16 protein-coding genes are annotated in these 22,494 nt (G+C 42.1%); 3 read left to right on the top strand and 13 right to left on the bottom strand.

Annotated features, from left to right (window positions below; translation table 11 throughout):
* Positions 1 to 284: 284 nt before the first annotated feature.
* The 8 genes from uxuA to EZ437_RS16320 form a co-directional block, all read right to left on the bottom strand.
* Entirely contained in the window at positions 285 to 1,448 is a 1,164-nt protein-coding gene (uxuA, locus tag EZ437_RS16285; RefSeq protein ID WP_131597135.1) for a mannonate dehydratase, read from the bottom strand.
* 46 nt (positions 1,449 to 1,494) lie between these two features.
* Complete coding sequence (locus EZ437_RS16290) at positions 1,495 to 2,316, bottom strand: SDR family oxidoreductase (protein ID WP_131597136.1); 822 nt, start codon at positions 2,314 to 2,316, stop codon at positions 1,495 to 1,497.
* A gap of 93 nt (positions 2,317 to 2,409) precedes the next feature.
* On the bottom strand, positions 2,410 to 3,441 hold the full coding sequence (locus EZ437_RS16295; protein ID WP_131597137.1) for a LacI family DNA-binding transcriptional regulator: 1,032 nt from the start codon (positions 3,439 to 3,441) through the stop codon (positions 2,410 to 2,412).
* A 154-nt stretch (positions 3,442 to 3,595) separates the two neighbouring features.
* The gene (locus EZ437_RS16300; protein ID WP_131597138.1) at positions 3,596 to 4,450 is read right to left on the bottom strand and encodes an energy transducer TonB; all 855 of its coding nucleotides are present in this window, start codon (positions 4,448 to 4,450) and stop codon (positions 3,596 to 3,598) included.
* 65 nt (positions 4,451 to 4,515) lie between these two features.
* Positions 4,516 to 5,526 carry a carbohydrate kinase family protein gene (locus EZ437_RS16305; protein ID WP_205942736.1) on the bottom strand — a complete coding sequence of 337 codons (1,011 nt, stop codon included), beginning with the start codon at positions 5,524 to 5,526 and terminating at the stop codon, positions 4,516 to 4,518.
* Between the two features lie 2 nt (positions 5,527 to 5,528).
* A complete protein-coding gene (locus EZ437_RS16310; protein WP_131597140.1) occupies positions 5,529 to 6,101 on the bottom strand; it encodes a D-lyxose/D-mannose family sugar isomerase in 573 nt (190 codons plus the stop codon).
* Complete coding sequence (locus EZ437_RS16315; protein WP_131597141.1) at positions 6,098 to 7,240, bottom strand: Gfo/Idh/MocA family protein; 1,143 nt, start codon at positions 7,238 to 7,240, stop codon at positions 6,098 to 6,100. The genes EZ437_RS16310 and EZ437_RS16315 overlap by 4 nt, the downstream gene beginning before the upstream one ends.
* Before the next feature lie 11 nt (positions 7,241 to 7,251).
* Complete coding sequence (locus tag EZ437_RS16320) at positions 7,252 to 8,082, bottom strand: class I fructose-bisphosphate aldolase (protein WP_131597142.1); 831 nt, start codon at positions 8,080 to 8,082, stop codon at positions 7,252 to 7,254.
* A 163-nt stretch (positions 8,083 to 8,245) separates the two neighbouring features.
* Between EZ437_RS16320 and EZ437_RS16325 the strand changes: the two genes are divergently transcribed.
* From EZ437_RS16325 to EZ437_RS16335, 3 genes are all read left to right on the top strand, one after another.
* Positions 8,246 to 8,959 carry a GntR family transcriptional regulator gene (locus EZ437_RS16325; RefSeq protein ID WP_131597143.1) on the top strand — a complete coding sequence of 238 codons (714 nt, stop codon included), beginning with the start codon at positions 8,246 to 8,248 and terminating at the stop codon, positions 8,957 to 8,959.
* Positions 8,960 to 9,138: 179 nt separating this feature from the next.
* Positions 9,139 to 11,322, top strand: coding sequence for a glutamine synthetase III family protein (locus tag EZ437_RS16330; RefSeq protein ID WP_131597144.1), 2,184 nt, complete (start codon positions 9,139 to 9,141; stop codon positions 11,320 to 11,322).
* 85 nt (positions 11,323 to 11,407) lie between these two features.
* Positions 11,408 to 12,589: an AIR synthase related protein gene (locus EZ437_RS16335; protein ID WP_131597145.1), complete on the top strand. Its 1,182-nt coding sequence runs from the start codon at positions 11,408 to 11,410 to the stop codon at positions 12,587 to 12,589.
* Here the strand turns inward: EZ437_RS16335 and EZ437_RS16340 are convergent.
* From EZ437_RS16340 to EZ437_RS16360, 5 genes are read right to left on the bottom strand one after another with little or no spacing between them, the layout of a single operon-like run.
* Positions 12,583 to 14,073 (bottom strand): FAD-binding oxidoreductase, encoded by a 1,491-nt coding sequence (locus EZ437_RS16340; RefSeq protein WP_131597146.1) that lies wholly within the window; start codon positions 14,071 to 14,073, stop codon positions 12,583 to 12,585. The genes EZ437_RS16335 and EZ437_RS16340 overlap by 7 nt on opposite strands.
* 15 nt (positions 14,074 to 14,088) lie before the next feature.
* Positions 14,089 to 15,336 carry a sugar MFS transporter gene (locus EZ437_RS16345; RefSeq protein WP_131597147.1) on the bottom strand — a complete coding sequence of 416 codons (1,248 nt, stop codon included), beginning with the start codon at positions 15,334 to 15,336 and terminating at the stop codon, positions 14,089 to 14,091.
* Between the two features lie 42 nt (positions 15,337 to 15,378).
* Positions 15,379 to 17,829, bottom strand: a complete 2,451-nt coding sequence (locus EZ437_RS16350; RefSeq protein ID WP_131597148.1) for a glycoside hydrolase family 95 protein — start codon at positions 17,827 to 17,829, stop codon at positions 15,379 to 15,381.
* Between the two features lie 31 nt (positions 17,830 to 17,860).
* Positions 17,861 to 20,098 carry a DUF7133 domain-containing protein gene (locus EZ437_RS16355; protein WP_131597149.1) on the bottom strand — a complete coding sequence of 746 codons (2,238 nt, stop codon included), beginning with the start codon at positions 20,096 to 20,098 and terminating at the stop codon, positions 17,861 to 17,863.
* Positions 20,099 to 20,123: 25 nt separating this feature from the next.
* Positions 20,124 to 22,325 (bottom strand): GH92 family glycosyl hydrolase, encoded by a 2,202-nt coding sequence (locus EZ437_RS16360; RefSeq protein ID WP_131597150.1) that lies wholly within the window; start codon positions 22,323 to 22,325, stop codon positions 20,124 to 20,126.
* Positions 22,326 to 22,494: the final 169 nt, after the last annotated feature.

Here is a 22,494-nt window from a genome sequence, read left to right on the forward strand (position 1 = left end):
CGGATTTTGTTTTACGATTTTGAGGCCTTAAATGGTCAACCAGAACTTAATTTAGAAATGCTGTCTGCTGTGTAGAGTTGCTGCATAGTTTATTCATTTAGTTTATTATTTGGTTTTGTTATATGCAATCGATTGCACACATAATGTAAATATAATTTAAAAAAGCATAAGTATCAAAATAAAATATAAAAAAATATCACGTAATTAACTCTCAATCAGGCATCGACAAGCCATTTATGCGTACCAGAACCTCAGAACAGACAATCTGCAATCGAACGCATAAATTATGCACTACTTTCAAGGCCATATTCCAATCCCCGTAACTCTGCCAGCCCCTTCAACCTTCCTATTGCTGAATAACCCGGATTGGTTATTTTATGCAGATCGTCCAACATCTGGAGGCCGTGATCTGGACGATAAGGAATAGGATCTGTTCTTTGCTGATTGATGGCAACCAGTTCTTTCATCACCGCATACATGTCCACATCGCCCTTAAGATGACCTGATTCATAAAAATTATTGTTTTCCACCCTGGTTACATTCCGCAAATGCGCAAAGTAAACCCGGTGCCCCACTGCCTTAAGTATAGCTGCTATATCTTCGTTATGCACCCCGGCTCCTAATGATCCTGTACAAAAACAAATTCCATTATGTACACTCCTGTTGTTTTCAATGATATACAGCAAATCTTCCTTACTGGTTGCGATCCTTGGCAATCCTAAAATTGAATAAGGCGGATCATCCGGATGCAGGGTCATCTTGATACCTGACTCATTGCAGGTTTCTTCTATTGCGTCTAAAAAACGAAGCAGGTTTTTGCGCAACCCCTCAGGTCCCAATTCATTATATATCGCAAGGCTCTGATGTAATTGCGCGATGGTGGTGCTTCCTTCTGTAGGAACTCCCATCAAAATATTGTCTTTAAGCAGCTGCAAGCCTTCTGGTGTCGATCCTTTAAACCGCAGTTCGGCCTGCTCTGCAATATTTGCCGCATAATCCCTGTCCGCACCTTCCCTTTTTAACAAATAAATATCAAATACAGCAAGATCAACCCAGTCCATCAACAGAGATCTGGACCCGTCTGTCAATTCATAATCCAATGTGGTACGGGTCCAGTCCAGCACCGGCATAAAATTGTAACAAACAATTTTAAGTCCGGATGAAGCAAGGTTGCGCAAGGTCTGATTGTAATTATCGAGATACTTTTGGCAGTCTGCTGCTCCCGTTTTAATAGATTCATGTACCGGAACACTTTCTACAACCGTCCATTTTAATCCTGCCGCCTCTATAATATGTTTACGCTGTTCAATCTCCTCAACAGTCCATACCTCACCATGCGGAACCTGATGGAGCGCACTTACAATATCTGTAGCGCCTGCCTGTTTAATATCTATAAGTGTTACCGGATCATTTGGCCCATACCATCTCCAGGATTGAAGTAGCGACATACTCTATTATTTATTGGTTTATATATTTGGTTTTAAAAAAAGGAGTTTATACTCCGCAATAGGCATTGAATCCACCGTCTACCAATACCGTTTCCCCGCTTACAAAAGAAGAGGCCTCGCTCAGCAGATAAATTAAAGTTCCGGTTAATTCCTTTGGATCACCAAACCTGCCAAAAGGGGTATTGTTAATGAATTTCTGCGCTCTATCAGTATACGACCCGTCGGCATTGGTCAACAAATCCCTGTTCTGTTCAGTTAAAAATACTCCTGGCGCAATTGCGTTAACACGCAGACCTCCCCCATAACGTAATCCTAGCTCTACAGCCATCCATTGCGTATAAGCTTCAATGCCTGATTTGGCAAGTGTATAACCAAGTACCCGCGTGATAGGGCGCTGAGCTGCCAATGAAGAAATATTGACAATGGAACCTTTCCCTTTTTCTGCCATTACCCGTCCGAAAATATGGGTTGGGATCACCGTACCAAATAGATTCAGGTCTACCGCTTTCTTTATATCGGAGACAGTTGCATCAAAAAGATTATCGTCCGGACCGATTACGGATCCGGCGATGTTACCACCTGCGGCATTTACCAGGCCGTCAATTGTTCCCCAAACTTCCAGTACTTTTTCTTTTGCTTTAGTAACCTGTTCTTCGTCCAGAACATCTGCAAGTACCGCTATTGCTTCTCCTCCTGCTTCCTTAATAGACGCTACACAACTGTCGGCCCTTTCCTTATTCCTTCCCAGAACCACTACTTTGGCACCAGCCTTGGCCACATCAAGCGAAAATGCAGTTCCTAGTACACCAGTTGCACCAGTAATAATAATTACTTTGTTCTTTAATGAGAATTGATTGTTTTCTTCCATTTAATATATCTACTTAAAACAGGCTTAATTTCTATTTGCTTTGGTTTAAAAGTAAATATATGCAATCGATTGCATATTGCAAAAAAAATAAATTTATTTATCTGTGGAATCTCTTTTTACCAGATCAACCGCTATAGTGACTGATATATAGTTCTTGCCGGGCTTTAACTTCTGCTGAATCAGGTTCATAATCATTCCTGCTGCCTGGGTGCCGACTTCAGATGGATACTGCTCAACCGATGTGATGGTAGGTTTTATTATTTCTGTGAGCGGGTCATTTGAATAACCGGTAATCTTAAGTTGCGCAGGTATCTCCACACCGCGGTTTTTAGCATAGGTGGTAACCGCCAAAGCTACGGTATCATTGCAGCAGAAAACAGCATCAGGCCAGGTATCCCGCTTGCCTGAAAACAAGGCTTCACAGCTTTGCAATGCGCTTTCCTTCGTTAGGTCATGAAAAAATGTCCTGTTAGGACCCGGAGAAAGCTCATAACCTTTTAATGCATCAGCATACCCCTCATACCTTTCCCTGTACAGGTTACAAAACAAGGGGCCTCCTATAAATGCAACATTCCTGCAGCCCTGTGTCAGCAAATGATTGGTAGCCATATTTGCTCCATGGTAGTCATCACCCTGTATTTTATGCGCAGGATAATTTTTAGGGACCCTGTCAAAGAACACCAGGGGCCTGTTGCTTCTGGAGAAAACATCAAAATGAGCAAAATCAGTTGTATTTAAAGTAGAGGATACGATCAGACCCTCTACCCTGGAGGCATACAAGGCATTGACCAGCTCCTTTTCCAGTTCATGCGACTCGTTCGACTGACAGATCATCAGATTATACTTATGCTCATGCAGTTTATTTTGTATTGCTGTGATTACGGTAGACTGATAATATCTTGAGATCCGGGGAATGATCAGGCCAATCGTATTGGATTTACTGTTCCTTAAGCTGGCCGCAACCGCATTATAACTATAACCAAGTCTGTTTGCTGCTTCGTTAACCTTTATTTTGGTCTCCTGACTAATATGCGGGTGGTCCTGTAGTGCCCTTGATACGGTTGAAGAAGATAAACCTAATTCAAGGGCTATATCTTTCATCGTATTGTCTGATCCTTTTTTCATTAAGCTAATGGGAATTTCATTTATGCAAATATGCAATCGATTTCTAATATATTAAGTTTTCTTTAATAATTAAAATGAAGCATTGGGATTGATGGTAAGATGGCTTTTTAAGGGTTCCCTTTCCGAGCCGTTATAGAAGGATCATAGAACTGTGCTATACCGGATTTATGGCAAACCCGAGCGGCATCGTATATTTTACCCTTACATTCTGACCATTCTGCCTGCCTGGTTTCCATTTTGGTGATTTGCTTATTACTCTCAGCGCTTCTTCATCACAACCATAGCCGATGCCTTTTATCACTGTTACATTGGTAACAGAACCATCTTTCTCTACTACAAAACTGACAAACACCTTGCCCTGCTTACCCTGATCCATCGCCATTGGAGGGTACCGTAAGTGTTTTTGAATGAATCGGGTCCATTCTTTCATACCACCCACAAATTCAGGATATACTTCTATGGTAGTTGCATTATAAATTTCATTGTCTGTTGCAGTACCTTCTCCGGTTCCGTTTCCACCAACAGCCCCGTTTCCTTCTCCCTGTGAAGGCACAGCAATCAGGCTGTTTTCTAATCCCGACTGCGTTACCGGACCTATCACTGCCATGTCAATATCTTTGATGGTTGGGGGATCTATCAGCGCTGCATCTTCTACTACGACTGGCTTATTAGGAAGCGCAATCATCTTAACTTTCTCTTTAACAGGTTCGGCTTTTGGCATTTCCTGCTTTTCCTGTGGTTTGATCTTTTCTACCACAGGCACCGGAAGCTCAATCAGGTCTATCATGGTATCTGGCTTAACCACATCAACCTGAGCCGCATTAAAATGCTTATAGATCATTGGAGCGGCAAACAGCATGATAAACAGCGGCACCGCAATGAACAGCGCACGCAGGGTGTTTTGGTTGGAATGCAGGCGCAGTTCGTAAGCACCATAAGATTGGTTCCTGTTTTTGAATACCAGATTGAGCCACTCGATCTTGTACAAATTTGATGAATTGTTAAGCATGGTTATATAGATTAGTTACTCTTAAGATGTAACCGGTACCTTTATTCCATAACAATTCTATAATATTAGTTCCTGAAGCCGTATGATTTTGACAGCGCAAGGCATTCTTCTGCCGGAACTATCCCATCAGATGATGTGGCAGCAAATAAGCTTGAGGCAGCTGCACAGACTCCCAGTTTGAGGCAAGTTTGCATCTCCTGATCGTCATGAACCCCTATCAAAACGCCTGCGGCAAAAGCATCTCCTGCCCCAACAGCTCCCTGTATCTTATCTGCCGGTAAATTTATACTCGGTTGAAATAATTGCTGATCCTGTTTGTTTACCGCAATCACACCCATAGGGAAATGAAGGATCACCCAGCTTCTTACACCCATTTCAATAATTGTGGAGGCAGCTTCGTAGCATTTGTCCAGCATTGGCTGCCCCTGATCAGAAACGGTTTGGATCCCGGTGATCATTCCCGCCTCAAATTCGTTTAAGAACAGGTAGTCTATATAAGGAAGCGCGGGAGTTACAACCTCTTTAAACCTGTCTGACTTCTCACTTACAATATCGGCCGAGGTGATAAAACCATGTTCACTTGCTTTTTTTAAAACACTCATGGCCCTTGTTGTCCCATCTTCCTGTTTAGCATCCAAAGTATCCAGCAGCAACAGGTAACCCAGGTGAAAGATCTTCGCACCGGAACCGGAGAAATCAAAATGAGGAATATCCAGTAGTGCATTTGCCCCTCTTTGATGAAAAAAGGTTCTTTTACCGGTTGATTTTACCGTCATCACATCTGTATAAGAAGTATAAGCTCCGGGCATTTTTTGAATCTGCGCAGTGCCTATACCCAAATTCTGACAGTCCTGGATGATCTGCGTGCCGCGGTCATCATCTCCTACCAGGCCAACGCCATTTAGCGGAAAACCAGCATTTAACTTAACCAGTCCCTTTAAAATATTGTATGCAGAGCCGCCATTGCTACTGTATTCGCTAAGAATATTAACCAGTTTTTCTTCTTCCGGGAAAGCATCAACTACTTTGACCTGGTCTATTATCCAATTGCCGCCAACCAATATTCCATTTCTCATAGCTATCTTTCGCTTACCAATTTTATGATCAGGGCTTCGTCCTCTTCTATCTCTGAGAAGCGTCCAATAGCTTCATTAGAAAAGAAATTGTCATTGAGGTCGTCATTTGCAGTAGATACTTCACCAATGACACATTCATCGGAACCTGGATAGAACTCATGCCAGACACCCGGCTCGATGGTTACCCGTTCTCCTGGTTTTAAGCTAATTTTTTCTCCGGACTTTATCAATCTTGCTTCACCATTTACTTTTATAGTCAGGCTGTTTGAAGTTTGTGCTTTTGCAGGATCACCTGTCCAAAACTGCACGATAAGATTTCCGGCCCTGGAAATGATGTCTTCCTTCTTCTTTTTATGCATATGTGCGGGTGTGACCTGATTTTTCACCGCGTACATTAATTTCTCACAATATTCAGCTTCTTCTGCCAGATTTACCAACACAAGACCAGTAGTTAAAAATGATCCTAAGCCAAAATCAGTGATGTCCCATTTCGGGTTTGGTGGCAAAAACCAGCCATTTTGTCTAAAAAAATTGGCGGCGGTTATGATTGCCTGATTTATTTCTGATCTTTTCATGTCTGTGCGTGGTAATTAATTTCTTCAACAGTATTATTTGTAAATGATTTAAGTGCCGCATTAAAAATGCGATGGCTTGCTACAGCTTCCTCCGGCGTTACGCAACCAAACCTGCCATTCAGGGCACCTTCTCTTTCCACCACATAGGCTGCCAGCATTTGCATAAAACAATCAGGAAATCCGGGTTCAAAGATTCCTCCGGTGATTGTTGGAAAGACCATCCCTTTAAAGCCCAGGTCTGTCCGCTGCCAAAATTGTTCATCCTGACAGGTAAATATCCACAAGGTCTTGGTGTCTTTAGTACTATATCTTACACCACCCCTGGTACCCAATACTTCAATGTACCAGGTATTGGTTTCTCCAGCTGCCATGCGTTTCATTTCTAAAGTCATTGGCACCCTGTTGCCGCCTATCTCAACCTGGGTATGTAGCGAAGCATTATTCCATGTATCACATACCGCTTTTCCACCTTTACCATCCGGACGTTCGGTGATGATCTTTTGCAATTGCGCATGTACCATTTCCGGCATCCAGCCCAATCGCAAAGGTACATGCAATACATGCATGCCCAGGTCGCCCATTACGCCTATTTCCCCGCAAAACTTATTTTGCCTTTTCCAATTGATCGGTTTAGCAGGATCAAGGTCGCTCGAATGAAGGAAACCAGCTTTAATTTCTATAATCTGGCCTAGTTTACCCGAAAGCACTTCCTGCATTACCCGTTGCGGGCCTGGCAGAAAAGGCATCTCTGAACTGCAGCGTACAAAGCGGCCCAGACGTTTTGCTTCCTCTTGTATTGTTATTGCGGCATCAAGGTCAATCCCAAAAGGTTTTTCTGCCAGCAGGTCCTTACCGGCAGCCAGCACTTCCAGATAATATTCTTTGTGCAGATTATGGGGTAAGGCCACATATACAATATCTATGTCTTCGCGCGCAAGTAATTCCTTATAATTTGTAGTAAGCAGCGCTACTGTCGGAATGGCTTGATACCATGACAACACCGCTTCATTGAGATCGCAAACTGCTTTTAAAGCTACATTTACAGGAAAATCATTCAGTACAAACCATCGCCCAAAAGCGCTGGCAGCCTCCCTGCCCATTAAGCCGCCTCCAATGATTCCTATGTTTACCGTTTTCATAAGTTCTGATTCTATTTTATTAAATCCAAAACGTCTGAAGGACGTGCCCCTTCATGCACAATCGCCATTAAAGCTTTTGTCATCCCTGCAGGATCTGCATGCTGTATTACATTTCTGCCGTACACGATCCCCTTAGCCCCTTGCTGCATTAATCCGTAAGTTCTTTCCAGGATTTCTGCATCACTTGCTTTTCCTCCCCCTCTGACAAGCACCGGGATGTTTCCCGCAATTTCGATTATTTTGTGGTAGTCATTAACATCATCTGTAGGATCAGCCTTGATTATATCAGCTCCCAGTTCTACCCCCTGCCTTACCAGTGAAACAATCTTTTGTGAATCACCGTCTACCATATAGCCCCCCACTTCCTTATTGGGCCTGAATACCAATGGCTCTACCATTAACGGCATGGAATACTGATCGCACAGAGGTTTGATTTTTAAAATATTCTGAATACACTGATCTGTCACTTCAGGTTCATCAGGGATACTAAACAAGTTGACCACTACACAGACTGCATCTAATCTTATCGCTTGTTCTACCGGATTTTCTATCATGCGGCTAAAAAGCCTTCGGGGCAATTCCTTTCCGTAAACATTGGCAACGTCTGTTCTAAGTACCAGTGCAGGTTTGTATTTGCCTGGTATAGCCTGAAGATATTGAGCTTGCCCCACCGTCAACTGAATGGCATCAGGACCGGCCGCCACCAGGACGTCTACTGCCGACTTAATGTTTTCTATTCCATTCAGGAAAGACACCTCATTAAAAAAGCCATGGTCAATGGCTACATCAAAGCAATTTCCGGATTTACCGTTAAACAATCTATTAAGCTTATATGATTTCATACGTGGTTACTAATATATCTGGTTGCAGCTGCCCGCTGCAAATCAAACATAAAAAAAACAGCTTGTATATACAAGATAAAAATTACTATTTATTTTCATTTATATTGTATATTGAGAGTCGCAATACTATTTTGTCTAAGTTGTTAATCAGTAACCAAAGAAAATGCTCAAAAAAGAATTTCCACTATACAAAAAGGTATTTGATGACCTTAAATTATTAATAGATTCAGGGAAATATCAGAAAGGTGCACTGCTTCCATCAGAGAATGAACTTTGCAAAACTTATAAAACGACCAGGGTTACCATAAGACAGGCGCTTTCAGGATTAATGACAATCGGGTATATTACCAGGCACCACGGCAAGGGCAGTATCGTTTCTGAACCCAAAAATGGACTTGGTATCCTTTCAATAAGCGGAGTAACGGAAGGTGTGGGCAACCAAACATTAACCACACTGATTCTTCAAAAACCGGTAAAGCAAAAATGGCCTGCTGATTTCTCTTATGAACTAAACGAAGAAGAGCTAAGCCATGGCTGTATATTTTTTACCCGCCTGCGCCATATAAATGACATTCCGGTACTCTATGAAGAAACCTATATAGGTAATATCAACCTTCCAAGGTTCACTTCAAAAAAACTGGACAATGCTTCACTCTTTAAAGTACTTAAAACGTTTTACGATATTGAGGTTAAAGAAGGGGAACAAAAAATCTGGGCAATACATGGCGACAAAAAAATCAGCAGCCTGCTCAATATTAAAATAAGTCATCCTATTGTGCATATGAAAAGAAGGCTGCAGACCAACATAAAAGACGTCAATATATTCTCTTCTGTTTACTGCAATACGGCCGAATATTTCCTCCAGGATTACTTTTAAAGGGTTTTTATCAAATTCAGAAAATGGAGGCCAACCAGTCGTTTAATCATTTTTGAAGGACGTTTTATATAATTTGATTGACATTTCTTTGAATACTTATCAATATTTGTATTTTTACGTTCAATTAGATGGAATAATTCAAAAAAAATCCTATTTTTGATAAAATTTTAAACAAATAAATGAAAAGCTTAAGAACAATTGCATTAAAAGAGGCGCAAACAAGAATTTCACCAGAGGTAAAGTCTCCTTCGACTAAGATTTCTGAGTTTTTTGGCGTTAATGTTTTTGACAAAAGAAAAATGAAAGATTTCTTGTCAAAAGAGGTTTATGAGAAACTTGTTTCAGCCATTGACCAGGGTGAACTAATCAACCATGATGATGCCAATCAGATTGCTACAGCGATGAAAAGTTGGGCTATGGGAAAAGGTGCTACGCACTATACTCACTGGTTTCAGCCTTTAACTGGTACTACTGCTGAAAAACATGATTCATTTTTTGAACCTAGCAGTGATGGTGCAATTGAAAAATTTGCAGGCAGTGCGCTTGTTCAGCAAGAACCTGATGCTTCAAGTTTCCCTAATGGTGGTATCCGCAATACTTTTGAAGCCCGCGGTTACACAGCATGGGACCCTTCTTCTCCTGCATTCATTATGGAAAGCAAAGCTGGTAAAACACTTTGTATTCCTACCGTATTTGTTTCTTACACCGGCGAAGCATTAGATTATAAAGCTCCTTTATTAAAAGCACTTGCTGCTATGGATAAAGCTGCTGTTGATGTTTGCCAGTATTTTGATAAAAGTATCACCAAAGTAAATGCATCTTTAGGTATCGAGCAGGAATATTTCCTGGTAGACCTTGCATTATACAATGCCCGCCCGGATCTTGTAATGACCGGACGTGCATTATTCGGACATATGTCTGCTAAAGGACAACAATTAGAAGATCATTATTTTGGATCTATTCCTGAGCGTGTATTCACTTATATGGTTGACTTTGAAAATGAAGCCCTTAAATTAGGTATTCCTTTGAAAACACGTCACAATGAGGTGGCTCCAATGCAATTTGAGTGTGCTCCTATCTATGAAGAAATCAACCTTGCGATTGACCACAACCAATTGTTGATGGACTTGATGGAGAAAGTTGCTTTGAGACATAACTTTAAAGTGCTTTTACATGAAAAACCATATGCAGGTATCAACGGATCAGGTAAACACAACAACTGGTCGCTGATCACTGACACTGGTAAAAATCTATTGGCTCCGGGAAAAACGCCTAAAAACAACCTGATGTTCTTAGCATTCTTCGTAAACACGGTTAAAGCTGTTCACGAACATGCAGATTTATTGAGAGCTTCTATCGCTTCAGTAAGCAATGATCACCGTCTGGGTGCCAACGAGGCCCCTCCTGCGATCATTTCTATCTTCCTTGGTCAGCAATTGAACGAGGTTCTTGACGAAATAGAGCATTCACGTATCAGCAAAAAAATCAAAGAAGACAATGCTTTGTGGTTGGGTATCCCTAAAATCCCGCAAATATTGTTGGACAACACAGATCGTAACCGTACTTCTCCTTTTGCCTTTACGGGTAATAAATTTGAGTTGAGAGCCGTAGGTTCTACTGCTAATTCTTCTGCTCCTATGACTGTATTAAACGCAATCGTAGCTGATCAGTTGACTAAATTTAAAATTGAAGTAGATAAACTGATCAAAAAAGGCGAGAAAAAAGACATCGCTTTATTGACAGTGATCAAAAAATACATCAAAGAGTCTAAAGACATCCGTTTTGAAGGAAATGGCTATAGCCAGGAATGGGCTGATGAAGCAGAAAGACGCGGCTTGAAAAACATCAAAACTACTCCGGTAGCGTTGGATGCTTATGTAAGCGAGAAGTCTACAGAATTGTTTGGCAAAACGAACATCTTCAACAAACGCGAACTTCATGCACGTCATGAAATTTTGCTGGAGAACTATTACAAAAAATTACAGATTGAAGCAAGGGTAATGGGCGAAGTTACCAACAGCATGATCATTCCTGCTGCCATCGCTTACCAAAATACGCTGATTGAAAATGCCAAAGGATTGAAAGACCTTGGTATCGACGGAGCTGCTTTGGAAGCTCCAATTGCGATTATCAAGAAATTGTCTGAGCATTTAGGTATCGTTAAAACAAGTATTGATGCAATGCTTGAAGAACGTAAGAAAACAAATGCTATTGAAGATAGCCGTGAGAAAGCGATCGGTTATGATGAGAACGTAAAATCTTACTTCGATACCATCCGTTACCATACTGACAAATTAGAGCAGATTGTTGACGACAGTGTATGGCCTCTGCCTAAATTCAGAGAATTATTATTTGTTAAATAAAACCAACACCTAATAACCAGCTATTTTTAGTTTTGTAACCTCTGCCTTAACTGGCAGGGGTTATTTTTTATATCTTTGCAGCAACATGAGTGATAACAGGTACAACCAGCGTGGCGTTTCTGCCTCTAAAGAAGATGTGCACCAGGCCATCAAGAATATAGATAAGGGCATATTTCCTCAAGCCTTTTGCAAGATCATCCCTGATATTTTAGGTAACGACGATTCATTTTGCAACATCATGCATGCCGATGGCGCAGGTACAAAATCTTCTTTGGCTTATATATACTGGAAAGAAACCGGCGACATTTCTGTATGGAAAGGCATTGCGCAGGATGCAATCATCATGAACATAGACGACCTGATCTGTGTAGGTGCTACTGATAATATCCTCTTATCTTCTACCATAGGACGTAATAAAAATCTGATCCCCGGTGAAGTGATCGCAGCAATTATCAATGGCACGGAAGAGATTTTGGCCGAACTGCGTTCACAAGGCATTTCTATTTACTCTACCGGTGGTGAGACAGCTGATGTGGGCGACTTAGTGCGTACCATTATCGTAGACTCAACAGTTACCTGCCGTATGGAACGTGCTAAGGTAATCAGTAACCATAAAATTCAGGCAGGCAATGTTATTGTCGGGTTATCATCTTACGGACAAGCTTCATACGAAACCGAGTACAACGGCGGCATGGGCTCTAATGGTCTTACTTCTGCCAGACATGATGTATTTGATAAGTCTGTGGCTTCTGCTTTTCCGGAAAGCTATGACCCTTCTGTTCCGTATGACCTGGTATTTTCAGGAGGAAAAAAACTAACTGATCTGGTTGAAATTACCGAGGGGGTTAGTGTAACAGCTGGTAAACTGGTACTTTCCCCTACGCGTACCTATGCACCCGTTATCAAACAGATTCTTGAATCTTACAGAACTCAAATAGCTGGCATCGTTCATTGTAGTGGTGGCGCACAGACCAAAGTGCTCCATTTCGTAAATGATGATGTACATATCATAAAAGACAACCTGTTCCCTATTCCCCCGCTTTTCAGGCTCATCCAGGAGCAGTCGGGCACTGACTGGAAGGAAATGTACAAGGTATTCAACATGGGTCACCGTATGGAGCTGTATGTTCCTGAAGAAATTGCTGAAGAAATCATTGCCATATCAAAAAGCTTCAACATCGACGCACAGATTATCGGCAAGGTGGAAGCTTCGGATCAGAAACAGGTAACTATTAAATCAGAAAACGGGGAGTTCGTTTATCACTGACCATAAGTTTTAAAGAACTGGTTGCTAAAACGCATATCCGGATCATATTTTCTTTTTAAACTGAAAAATTTCCTGGCCTTTGGGTAGGCTCGATACAGCTGCTCCTGGCTGGCATGCAGACGGTAAGGAAGATAATAAGTTCCTTTTAAAGTTAAGGCTATGTCAATCAGGCGTTGTGTTAAGTACTGCATTTCCTGTTCTGCTGCTTTGTCTTTCTTTTGATTGAACAGCATTACAAAACCAAATACCTCTTCATTGGCGTAGTTCATATACGTATCTTCATCTTTCATCACATTTCTCAGGGTAATGTTTAAGAGATCTATTTTATGTCCCGGCAGCTCTTTGCGTAAAGCTTCTATAAATTCAGATACCCTGACTTTAGGGATAAAATACTCATGAAGAATATCGGTATATCCGGTATCGGTAGTCTGAAAGGTTTCCACTCCTTCGCTAAACAGTCTGTTTCTTGAAAATTTCTTATCATTCATCAACTTAACAGCTTGTTTCTCAATCCTCCAACGCAGATTTTTTCCATAATCGCTATTGGCCGAGGCTCTGAATAATATTCTCCGGAAAGTTGCAAAAGTATTTTCCTGCTTTAACCTTACAACAGGATCTGCGGTAGTGAGATAAGTGGCCAGAATAGCTTCCTCCATAAAATGCTCGCTGTTTACATTGATCCTTCCGTATACTAAACCTATATTGGGGTTGGTGGCGGCCAGCCGGTCATATTCCTTAATATAGTCCCTGCTTTTGATAACATATTGTTTCGCGCTGTAAATCTTATTATCAGTTACCTCCAGCCGCACATCGAGGATCACACCAAAAAGACCATATCCCCCAAGTACCAAAGAAAAGAGTTCCTGATTTTCTGTCCTGCTGCAGGTTACAATTTCACCATCCGCCTTTACCAATCTGAAAGACCTTACAGAAGAAGCTATCGGCGGCGAGTTGGGCTGCCAGCCATGACAGTTCACACTAATAGATCCGCCAACTGAAAATGAATTGTTAGACTGCATGATCTTGACTGATTTACCGTAATTATCCAGATAAGGAATCACCTGATTCCATAAGGCACCGGCACCTACGAGAAGTACATCATTTAATGTATCCAGACGCATGTAGTTGAAATGCTTCATGTCCAGCACTATTCCGTTTGCCGAAATCGTATGGCCTCCCATACTGTGCTGCGCTCCTGCTATGGAAATATTTTTGTGGGTAGCCGCAGATTGCTTAACAAGACCGACAATCTGCATTACGGCACTGTCACCGGCACTACTGAGTTGGATGAGGGTATCTACCTTTGTCTTATTTAAATTGCTTGCGTCTTGTGAATAACCAGATAAATTTTCCTTTTTGTGTTCGCGGTCCGCAAAATAGGTATAGGTTAAAAAAACGATAGGCCGGCCAATAAGTATTATCAGGAGTATAAATACTCCTGATAATATAATTTTTCCGGTTGTTAATTTTAATGAAGCAGCCAAAGCGTCATTTATATATTAATGATGCTTTACTTTATAGAATTTATAGCCAAACATAAAGATTATCACGTAACAAATAATTGGGGTATAATAAGCATTGGCGACGCCATGATGATCTGCTACAAAGCCCATTATTAGAGGAAAAAGTGCTCCACCCACGACACCCATCGAAATGAATGAAGAGGCAAATTGGGTTTTAGAGCCGAGATTCTTAAGTCCCAAACTAAAAATGGTTGGAAACATGATGCTAAAAAAGAAATTGACCATAAGCAATGCGATGAATGAGACCATCCCCATGCCCTGCGCTACAATGATACACATCAGAACATTACCGACCGCAAAGCTTGCGAGCAACTTATTAGGAGCGACGAAGCGCATTAAGAAAGTTCCGATAATTCTACCTGCTAACATGGCGCCCATAAAAAAGAATCCCATGTAATAACCGGCTTGTTCATCGGTATATCCCATAATTTCATGTCCATAGTTGATAAATAATGCCCAGGTACCAACTTGCGCTCCAACATTAAAAAACTGGGCAGCTATGGCCCAGGTAAAATGCTTATGAGCGAAAAGGCCTTTATCCGGAGCAACATCTACATTGACGGCACCTGCATCAGCAACTGTAACAACATGCGGATCAGTAGTAGCAGGAACCTTGACGAATGAAAATGAAATAGTTACCAGCAGAATCACAAATCCAATTACCGCGTAAAGCATTTTTACAGATGTGAGGTCCGTACTGCCTTCAACTGCACCGCTGAATAAAAAATATCCACCAATGATCGGGCCCAGCATAGTACCAACAGCATTAAAGGTCTGCGCGAAATTGATACGCTGGTCGCTTGTACGCTGATCACCCAGTGATGCAACGAAAGGATGCGCCACAGTCTCCAGTGTAGATAAGCCGCATCCAACAACAAAAAGAGCAATCGCAAAAAAAGTGAATGATGAGATATTTGCAGCCGGTATAAACAAAAAGGCGCCTGCAGAAAATAGCGACAAGCCCAACAGCACTCCATTCTTATAGCCGAATCTTTTCATAAACAAACCTGCAGGGATACCCATCACCCCATAGGCGCCAAAAATGGCAAACTGCACAAACATAGACTGGAATTTGGACAAACTCATCGTTTCCTGAAAATGTTTATTTAACACATCGGCCATGCTGATGGCAATGCCCCAAAACATAAAGAGTGAGGTTACAAAAACAATAGTTACAAGGAACTTTTTATCCGTAAAAGCTGCTTTAGATTTTAATTCGGTCATGGTTTATATTTGATTTATTTGGTTACAATTTAACAATGCGAATTAGTTCGCATTGTTAAATATATAAACTTGTCCCGGCTTTGTTGCAAAATCATAAAGTAATGTTTCTTTTACCCCTGTACCCTTCAGTTTGGCCTTATCTGAAATGAGTGGTTTTGCCACTTTATTAATTTGATAAAACGGATTAGCATTTTCTTTATCTGCCGGTTTCAGGGCTACTTTTCCTGCTAAAGGAGCAGCCAAGCGCAGCCTGCAATTTCCTCCCAGATGAGACTTTATTTCCAGCCTTTTTACCTGTCCGTTTTCCCATTCCAGCTTAATAATTTCAAAGCCTCCAAGCACCCTTAATCCACTTACACTTCCCTTTGCCCATACATCAGGCAATGCCGGCAATAAATGTATATCGCCGTCGTAGCTTTGTACCAGCATTTCTGCGATACCTGCGGTACAGCCAAAGTTGCCATCTATCTGAAATGGTGGGTGTGCATCAAATAAATTAGGATAAGTACCACCCGATTCAGATCGGTTACTTGCGGGACTTAGCTGATCCGTCAGCAGTTTATACGCATGATTTCCGTCCAAAAACCTTGCCCACAAATTTACTTTCCAGCCCATCGACCAGCCGGTAGACACATCTCCGCGATACAATAGCGAAGTACGTGCCGCATCAAATAGTTCCGGCGTGCGGTAAGGAGAGATCTGGCCTGCAGGATAAACGCCGAACAGATGCGAGACATGCCTGTGCTTGTCATTGGGATTATCCAGATCCTGCAGCCACTCCTGCAACTGCGAATGCTGACCTATCTGCATAGGCGGAAGTCTTTTTCTCAAACCTTTTAGCCTTTCCGCAAATTCCTTATCAATCCCCAATATTTCTGAAGCCCTGATCACATTGGAGAACAGTTCAAACAGAATCTGATTGTCCATAGTAGTACCGGCCGCGATGGACTTACCCCTCGCCGCCGCTGGTGCATTTTCAGGTGAATTAGAAGGGACTACTACCAGCCATTTGTTGAAAGGCTCTTCCACCAGAAAATCGCTATAAAATTCAGCAGACCCTTTAATGGCAGGATAAACCGAAGCCAGGTATTTTTTATCACCGCCATATAAGTATTTATCAAAAAGATGTCTGCTCAGCCAGGCACCACCCATCGGCCACATGCCCGAATAGATACCATCCACATGACCTGAGATGCGCCACAGATCTGTATTATGATGTGCGACCCAACCCTTTGCCCCGTACATTACTTTAGCTGTCTCCTGTCCACTCTGGGAAAGTTCCTGCACCATCTTTATCAATGGCTCATGCATTTCGGTCAGATTGGTGAGCTCGGCAGGCCAGTAATTCATTTCTGTGTTAATATTGATGGTGTACTTGCTGCCCCAGGGTGGGTTCATTTTATCATTCCAGATACCTTGCAGGTTAGCAGGTTGCCCCCCAGGCTGTGAAGAGGCGATCAGCAGGTACCTGCCAAACTGGAAATACAGCTCTGCCAGTTGCGGATCATTTCCCTGTGCAAAGTTCTTAATGCGTACATCAGTAGGTTCTTTCGAAGCTGCTGTTGTGCCTAGATCAAGCTTCACACGGTTGAAGAATTTTTGATAAGCTGCTATATGATTTTTCAAAAGCACAGCATAGCTTTTCTGAACGGCCTTATTTAGATAATCTGCCGCCCGTTTATCCGGATCGCCGGTAATGTCTTTATAATTGTTGAAATTGGTCCCTATGGAAATGTAAAAAGTAACTGAATTGGCATTGGTAACGCTTATTTTGCCATCGCCGGCCAACATATTTCCGCCTTCGGCTTTCGCTTTAACTATTGAGCTAAACTTTACTGCGCCTTTTACCCCGTCTTTGTCTCCCGATATGCCTGACAAGATCAATTCATCATTATTCCTGGTAGTTACGGCCGATTTCTGCAGACTTTGCATATCAGCCGAAAAAGTCAGTTGGCCGGGTTTGCTTGCCGTCAGTCGTACTGCGATCACCTGGTCTGGCAGGGATGCAAAAACTTCCCTCGTAAATTTCACTTCTCCAACGGTATAGTGAGTCTTCGTCACCGCTGTTTCAATATCCAGCTCCCGATAATAATCCGTGTAGGCCTCATGCCCGGGGAAGTTGATATTAAGATTTCCCACCAACTGATAGTTCATCCCATTAATAGGAGAAGGAATATTTGCAGCTGCAAGCTTATCGGCTTCATCATATTTGCCTTCAAAAATGAGCTGCCTGACTCCTGGTAAAGCAGCGAGTGCTTTAGGGTTGTCGTTGCGGTTTGGTCCGCCCGACCAAACAGTACTTTCGTTTAATTTGATTAGTTCAGCAGCAGGATTTCCGTACACCATTGCTGCTATCCGCCCATTACCAATGGGCAGCGCTGCTTCCCATGTCTTTTCCGCAGGTTTATCATACCACAATTTCAAACTGCGTTCCTGCGCGTCAGCACCTTGGCCAATAAATATCAGTATCAAAAATATTAAGACCTTGTTCATAATTGTTATGCTATAAATATCAAATTAACACTTATTTTTTAGCTGCATCCAGTTCTTTCATTGTCCATGGCGTAGTTCTGCTTAACGATTCCTGTCTCACTTTTTTAACAAGTTCCGGTTTTACCACAGCAGCTTTATTTCCCATATCGTTTCTTATATAACTGATCACTGATGCAATGTACTCATCCGTATTGCCTCCCAGCGGCGGCATAATATCTGCATAGACCTTTCCATCTACCGGACCGCTTAATCCGTGCAGCAATATCTTTATCAATTTCTCCGGATCTCCATTCACATCTTTGGCTCCGGCCAGGGGTGGTGCAGGCATATCCTTTCCTCCATTATTTATTCCTTTACCATCTGCACCGTGACAGGTAGCACATAACTGTTTAAAGATCAAAGCACCATCTTTAATTAGTTTTTGATCTGCTGCTGCCATTAATTTTGATTTTTGATCTGCTTCAGTTTTTGATTTTATATAATTCTGGTATCTGCGCTGAGATTCATTCAAGATCTTATTGTCCGGATAGCCCTGCTGAAGATCAGCGATGATAGACTGGGCCTTTTCTGAATTATTAAATCTTAAGGACAAAGCAAGCTGAAAGCGTACATCTGCACTGGGGTCATTTTTAAGAAATGCTACTCCATTGACAAGCGTTTCATCTCCTGCCCTTATTGGCTCTTCACAGATCCACAGTGCTGTTTTTCTTACTTCTGCATCTTTGTCTTTTAAAGCCGCCAGCAAGGTAGGCCTGTCCAGCGAATTCAACCCATTCATCGTCCACAATGCATGAATACGGGCCAGTTGCACAGGTGAATTAAGTGCCACCTCCCTTAGGGCCGGCACCACTGCTTTATCTCCCCTCACTACCATGATCTTTTGGGCATTATCTCTCCACCAGCCATTTGGATGCGACAGGTACTGTACCAATTGTGAAGTTGGTATACTCAGCATTCTGGGTGGCGTTTTATCAGGCTTTATACCATCATACACTACGCGGTAAATCCGCCCTCTTCCAATATTCTTATCAAACTTTTTTTCATCGATCTGTTTGCGCAGGTAAGTTCCTTTTTTAGTCCAGTTGCCCTCCTGAATAATGCCACGGTACATATCTACAATATACAGGCAGCCATCAGGTCCTGTCACACTGTTGACCGGTCTGAAATTCATATCTGTAGTAGCGATAAATTCTTCCTTATCATAGGCATTTTTTAAAGTGATCATGCCATCGGTATTTACTACTTTAGCCCTCCTGATCAGCCTTCCGACAGGTTCAGGTATAAAAAGATCTCCATTCGCATCTGCGGGCAATGAATTTCCCCTAAACACAGACTGCCCTGCACAGGCAGTAAAATGGTTTAATGTGCTATCAGCTCTTAACCTTGACAATCCTCCCTGAACATCGGGAGTAGCGATAACCGGCCATACATCCTGAAAGCCTTTATCCAATTGATTTTGCACATCCAACCTTCCAAAATATGGGTTTTGCTGAAAATCAAGAGCGGGTGTTTCACCACCTGCCGAGGAATAAAACAAGCGTCCATAATCGTCGTTGGCCAGGCCCCATTGTCCGCCCGATCCATTAATTAATTGCTCGGTTTTTAGCATTCCATTGTCATACTTATACCGCACATCCTGATAGGTAAGGTACATTTTATTGTCCAGGTTCCAGATCAGGCCACTTTTCTGGTGTTCCAGGTTGTTGGTATTTACTTCATCGTTGCGAAAAACCATTTTCTTTTCATCTGCCACACCGTCATCATTTGTGTCTCTATAACTGTATATATGGTTGGAATTTGTCTCACCTACCAGCAGTCTGTCGTCCAGCGCGAGGATCAGTCTCGGCAGCAGCAGATTGTCTATAAAAACTACTGCCTTATCCATTTTTCCATCGCCATTTGTATCCTCCAGCCTTTTGATTTTACATACCGGACTCATTTCGCCGGTTCCTTCTGCATCCTGCATGTAAGTATTCATCTCGGCGACGAACATTCTGCCGTCTCCGTCCCACGCTATCGCAACAGGCTCATGGATCATAGGTTCAGTTGCTACCAGCTCTAGTTTGTATCCTTTTTGAATATGGAAAGCTTTAAGGCTTTCTTCCGGACTCAGGTATGCCGAAGAAGGGTTTGTGTTGACAACTATTTTACCTTCAGCGTCTCTTTTTACTGCATTCTGTTTTACCTTGCAGGTATAAACCGACATCGATACGAATAAAATACCCAGTATCAGGTGTGTACTATTCAGGTTCCTTTTGATCAATTGCATGTTAAATTTGGTTATAGATGATTGACTATTTCACACCCCATTTTTTGTTGGGCAATGGCCCCATTTCCAGTTCAAGCTTTCCACCTGCCACCAGTTGATCATGTGTAAACCATGGGGTATCCAACACTTTACCGTCCAGTTTAGCACTTTGAATATATTTATTTACCACCGAGCATTTATTTGCTATCACCTGAAACTGTTTTCCATTGGGAAGATCAATACTTGCCTTTTCAAACAAAGGACTTCCTATCGTATATACTGGTGTACCGGGAGTAACAGGATAGAAGCCCAAAGAAGAAAATACCACAAACGCGGTCATACCACCTCCGTCCTCATCGCCCGGAATGCCAAATACATTATCCTTAAACCAGGTATCCAATAAAAATCTGATCCTTTTCTGGGTCTTCCATGGTGAAGTGCTATAGTTATATAAATAAGGAATATGGAAGCTAGGTTCATTACCCATAGAGAATTGCCCTGTTATGCCGGTAAAATCCGGGAATTTAGCCCAAAGCTCATATTTGCTTCTCCCCAATGATTCGCGAAAGAGCTGGTCCAGTTTGCTTTCAAAGTTATTTACACCTCCAAAAAGGCCGACTAACCCTTTTACATCATGCTGTACCTGCCACAGGTAAGTCCAGCCGTTGTTCTCGTCGTAATAGTCACGGCCGCCCATGCCACCGTCAAATTTAGGGTCGATCTTGATCCAGTTACCGGCTTTATCCTTAGGCAAAAACATCTGGGTATCGTTGTGCCAAAGGTTTTTGTAGTTATTGCTTCTCGCCATGAATTTCGTATAGTCCTGATCTTTTTTCAGTTCCTGGGCAAATTGGGCCAATGCCCAGTCGTCATAGCTATGCCCCAGTGTGATGGCTACTGCCTGGCGTTTTTCAAATCCATGAGCGGTCTTATTGGTCTCTTCCTCTCCTGGTTTTAAAGCAGGGAAATATCCCTTCTCATAATAAAAATTTTCCAGATCAGTTTTAGGTCCGTTCTTCCATGGAAGCATGGTAGCCTGGGTAGCATTTTTAAGCATACCTTCATACGCCACATTTACATCATAGTTCCTGATACCTTTACGGTAACCATCCAAAAATGTGATGGTAGAGTGAAATCCGTTCATACATGGATTATCTCCATACAAAAGCGGAAAAGTAGGTACCCAACCGCTCTGCTGATACATCAGCACATAAGAGTTGAGCATATCACCTTCCTGTGCAGGATTAAGAATGGTTCTCAATGGGTGGTGGGCCAGGTAGCTGTCCCAAACCCAGTCATCTACATAAAAAGGTCTGTTGGTTTTATGGATCTGTTTATCGTATCCGCTATAGTATTGGCCATCTTCGGTTATGTCTACCATACGCTCGTAAGTACGGTACAAAGCAGTGTAAAACGAGCGCTTCTGCGCTTCGGTACCTCCGGTGGTCTGGATCTGGTTGATCACCTTAGCCCAGGCTGTTTCGCCTATTTTTGTCTGCTGCTGAAACGACGTGTTCTTTATTTCATTGTTATAGTTCTTTTTAGCCTGTTCCTGACTAACAAAAGATAGTGCATACTTAAATTCAATGGTCTTTACTGCCTTATCATTAAAGGTGAGCATGAGTTTACTACCGCTTTTTTCAGCAGTAGCATCGGCGTTAAACACGCCGTACATATAGACTTTCACACCATCCCATATTTCCATACCGCTGATCTCCTTTGCTGCTGTCAGTACCAATTCATTATCTCTGTTATACTTATCAAAAATCAGTGCCTTTGTAATGTTTGCAGGAAATTCAAATCTAAAGATTCCTGCTTTTTTTCCGGGTGTAAACGCTACGGCAATCTCACTGTCTACAAGATAAGTGGAATAGTACCAGGGGCGGTTGACCTCCAAATCGTGATCATAAGTCATTCGCTTATTATCCTTGGCGTTCAGTGCCGGCTTTACAGAGAATACCTGTCCATTACGGTGCGAGACAACAGTCAATGGAAAACTAGAAATCTGATCATCCATATAATCCGCTCTTTGCGGGGTCATTCTGATCACCTGGTTGGGTAACTGAATGGTTGGCCTGGTAGGCTCCAGAATGGCTCCCACGTTTCCGATACGGGGATCAACGTATTTAAGATTACCTGCTCCCTCATAAGGATTTACCTGTGCATTAACATCAATCTGCATCAGCAATAGCACACTGCAAAAGCCAATAATGAATGTTGAATTAATTAGTTTAAAAATTTGAGACATAAAAATTGATCAATTGGTTTATATTTAGTTTGGTATGGTTTAACTGCCCTGTTCGTCTACAATGTCCGCGATTCTTATTAACAAAAGCCTAACAAATGATTAATTTGTAAGCTAAATTCATCGTTTACCCGGAAAAATGAATAAAACCACATATGATATCTGTTTAATT

It is taken from the genome of Pedobacter psychroterrae, assembly GCF_004331695.1.
Lineage (GTDB): Bacteria > Bacteroidota > Bacteroidia > Sphingobacteriales > Sphingobacteriaceae > Pedobacter > Pedobacter psychroterrae.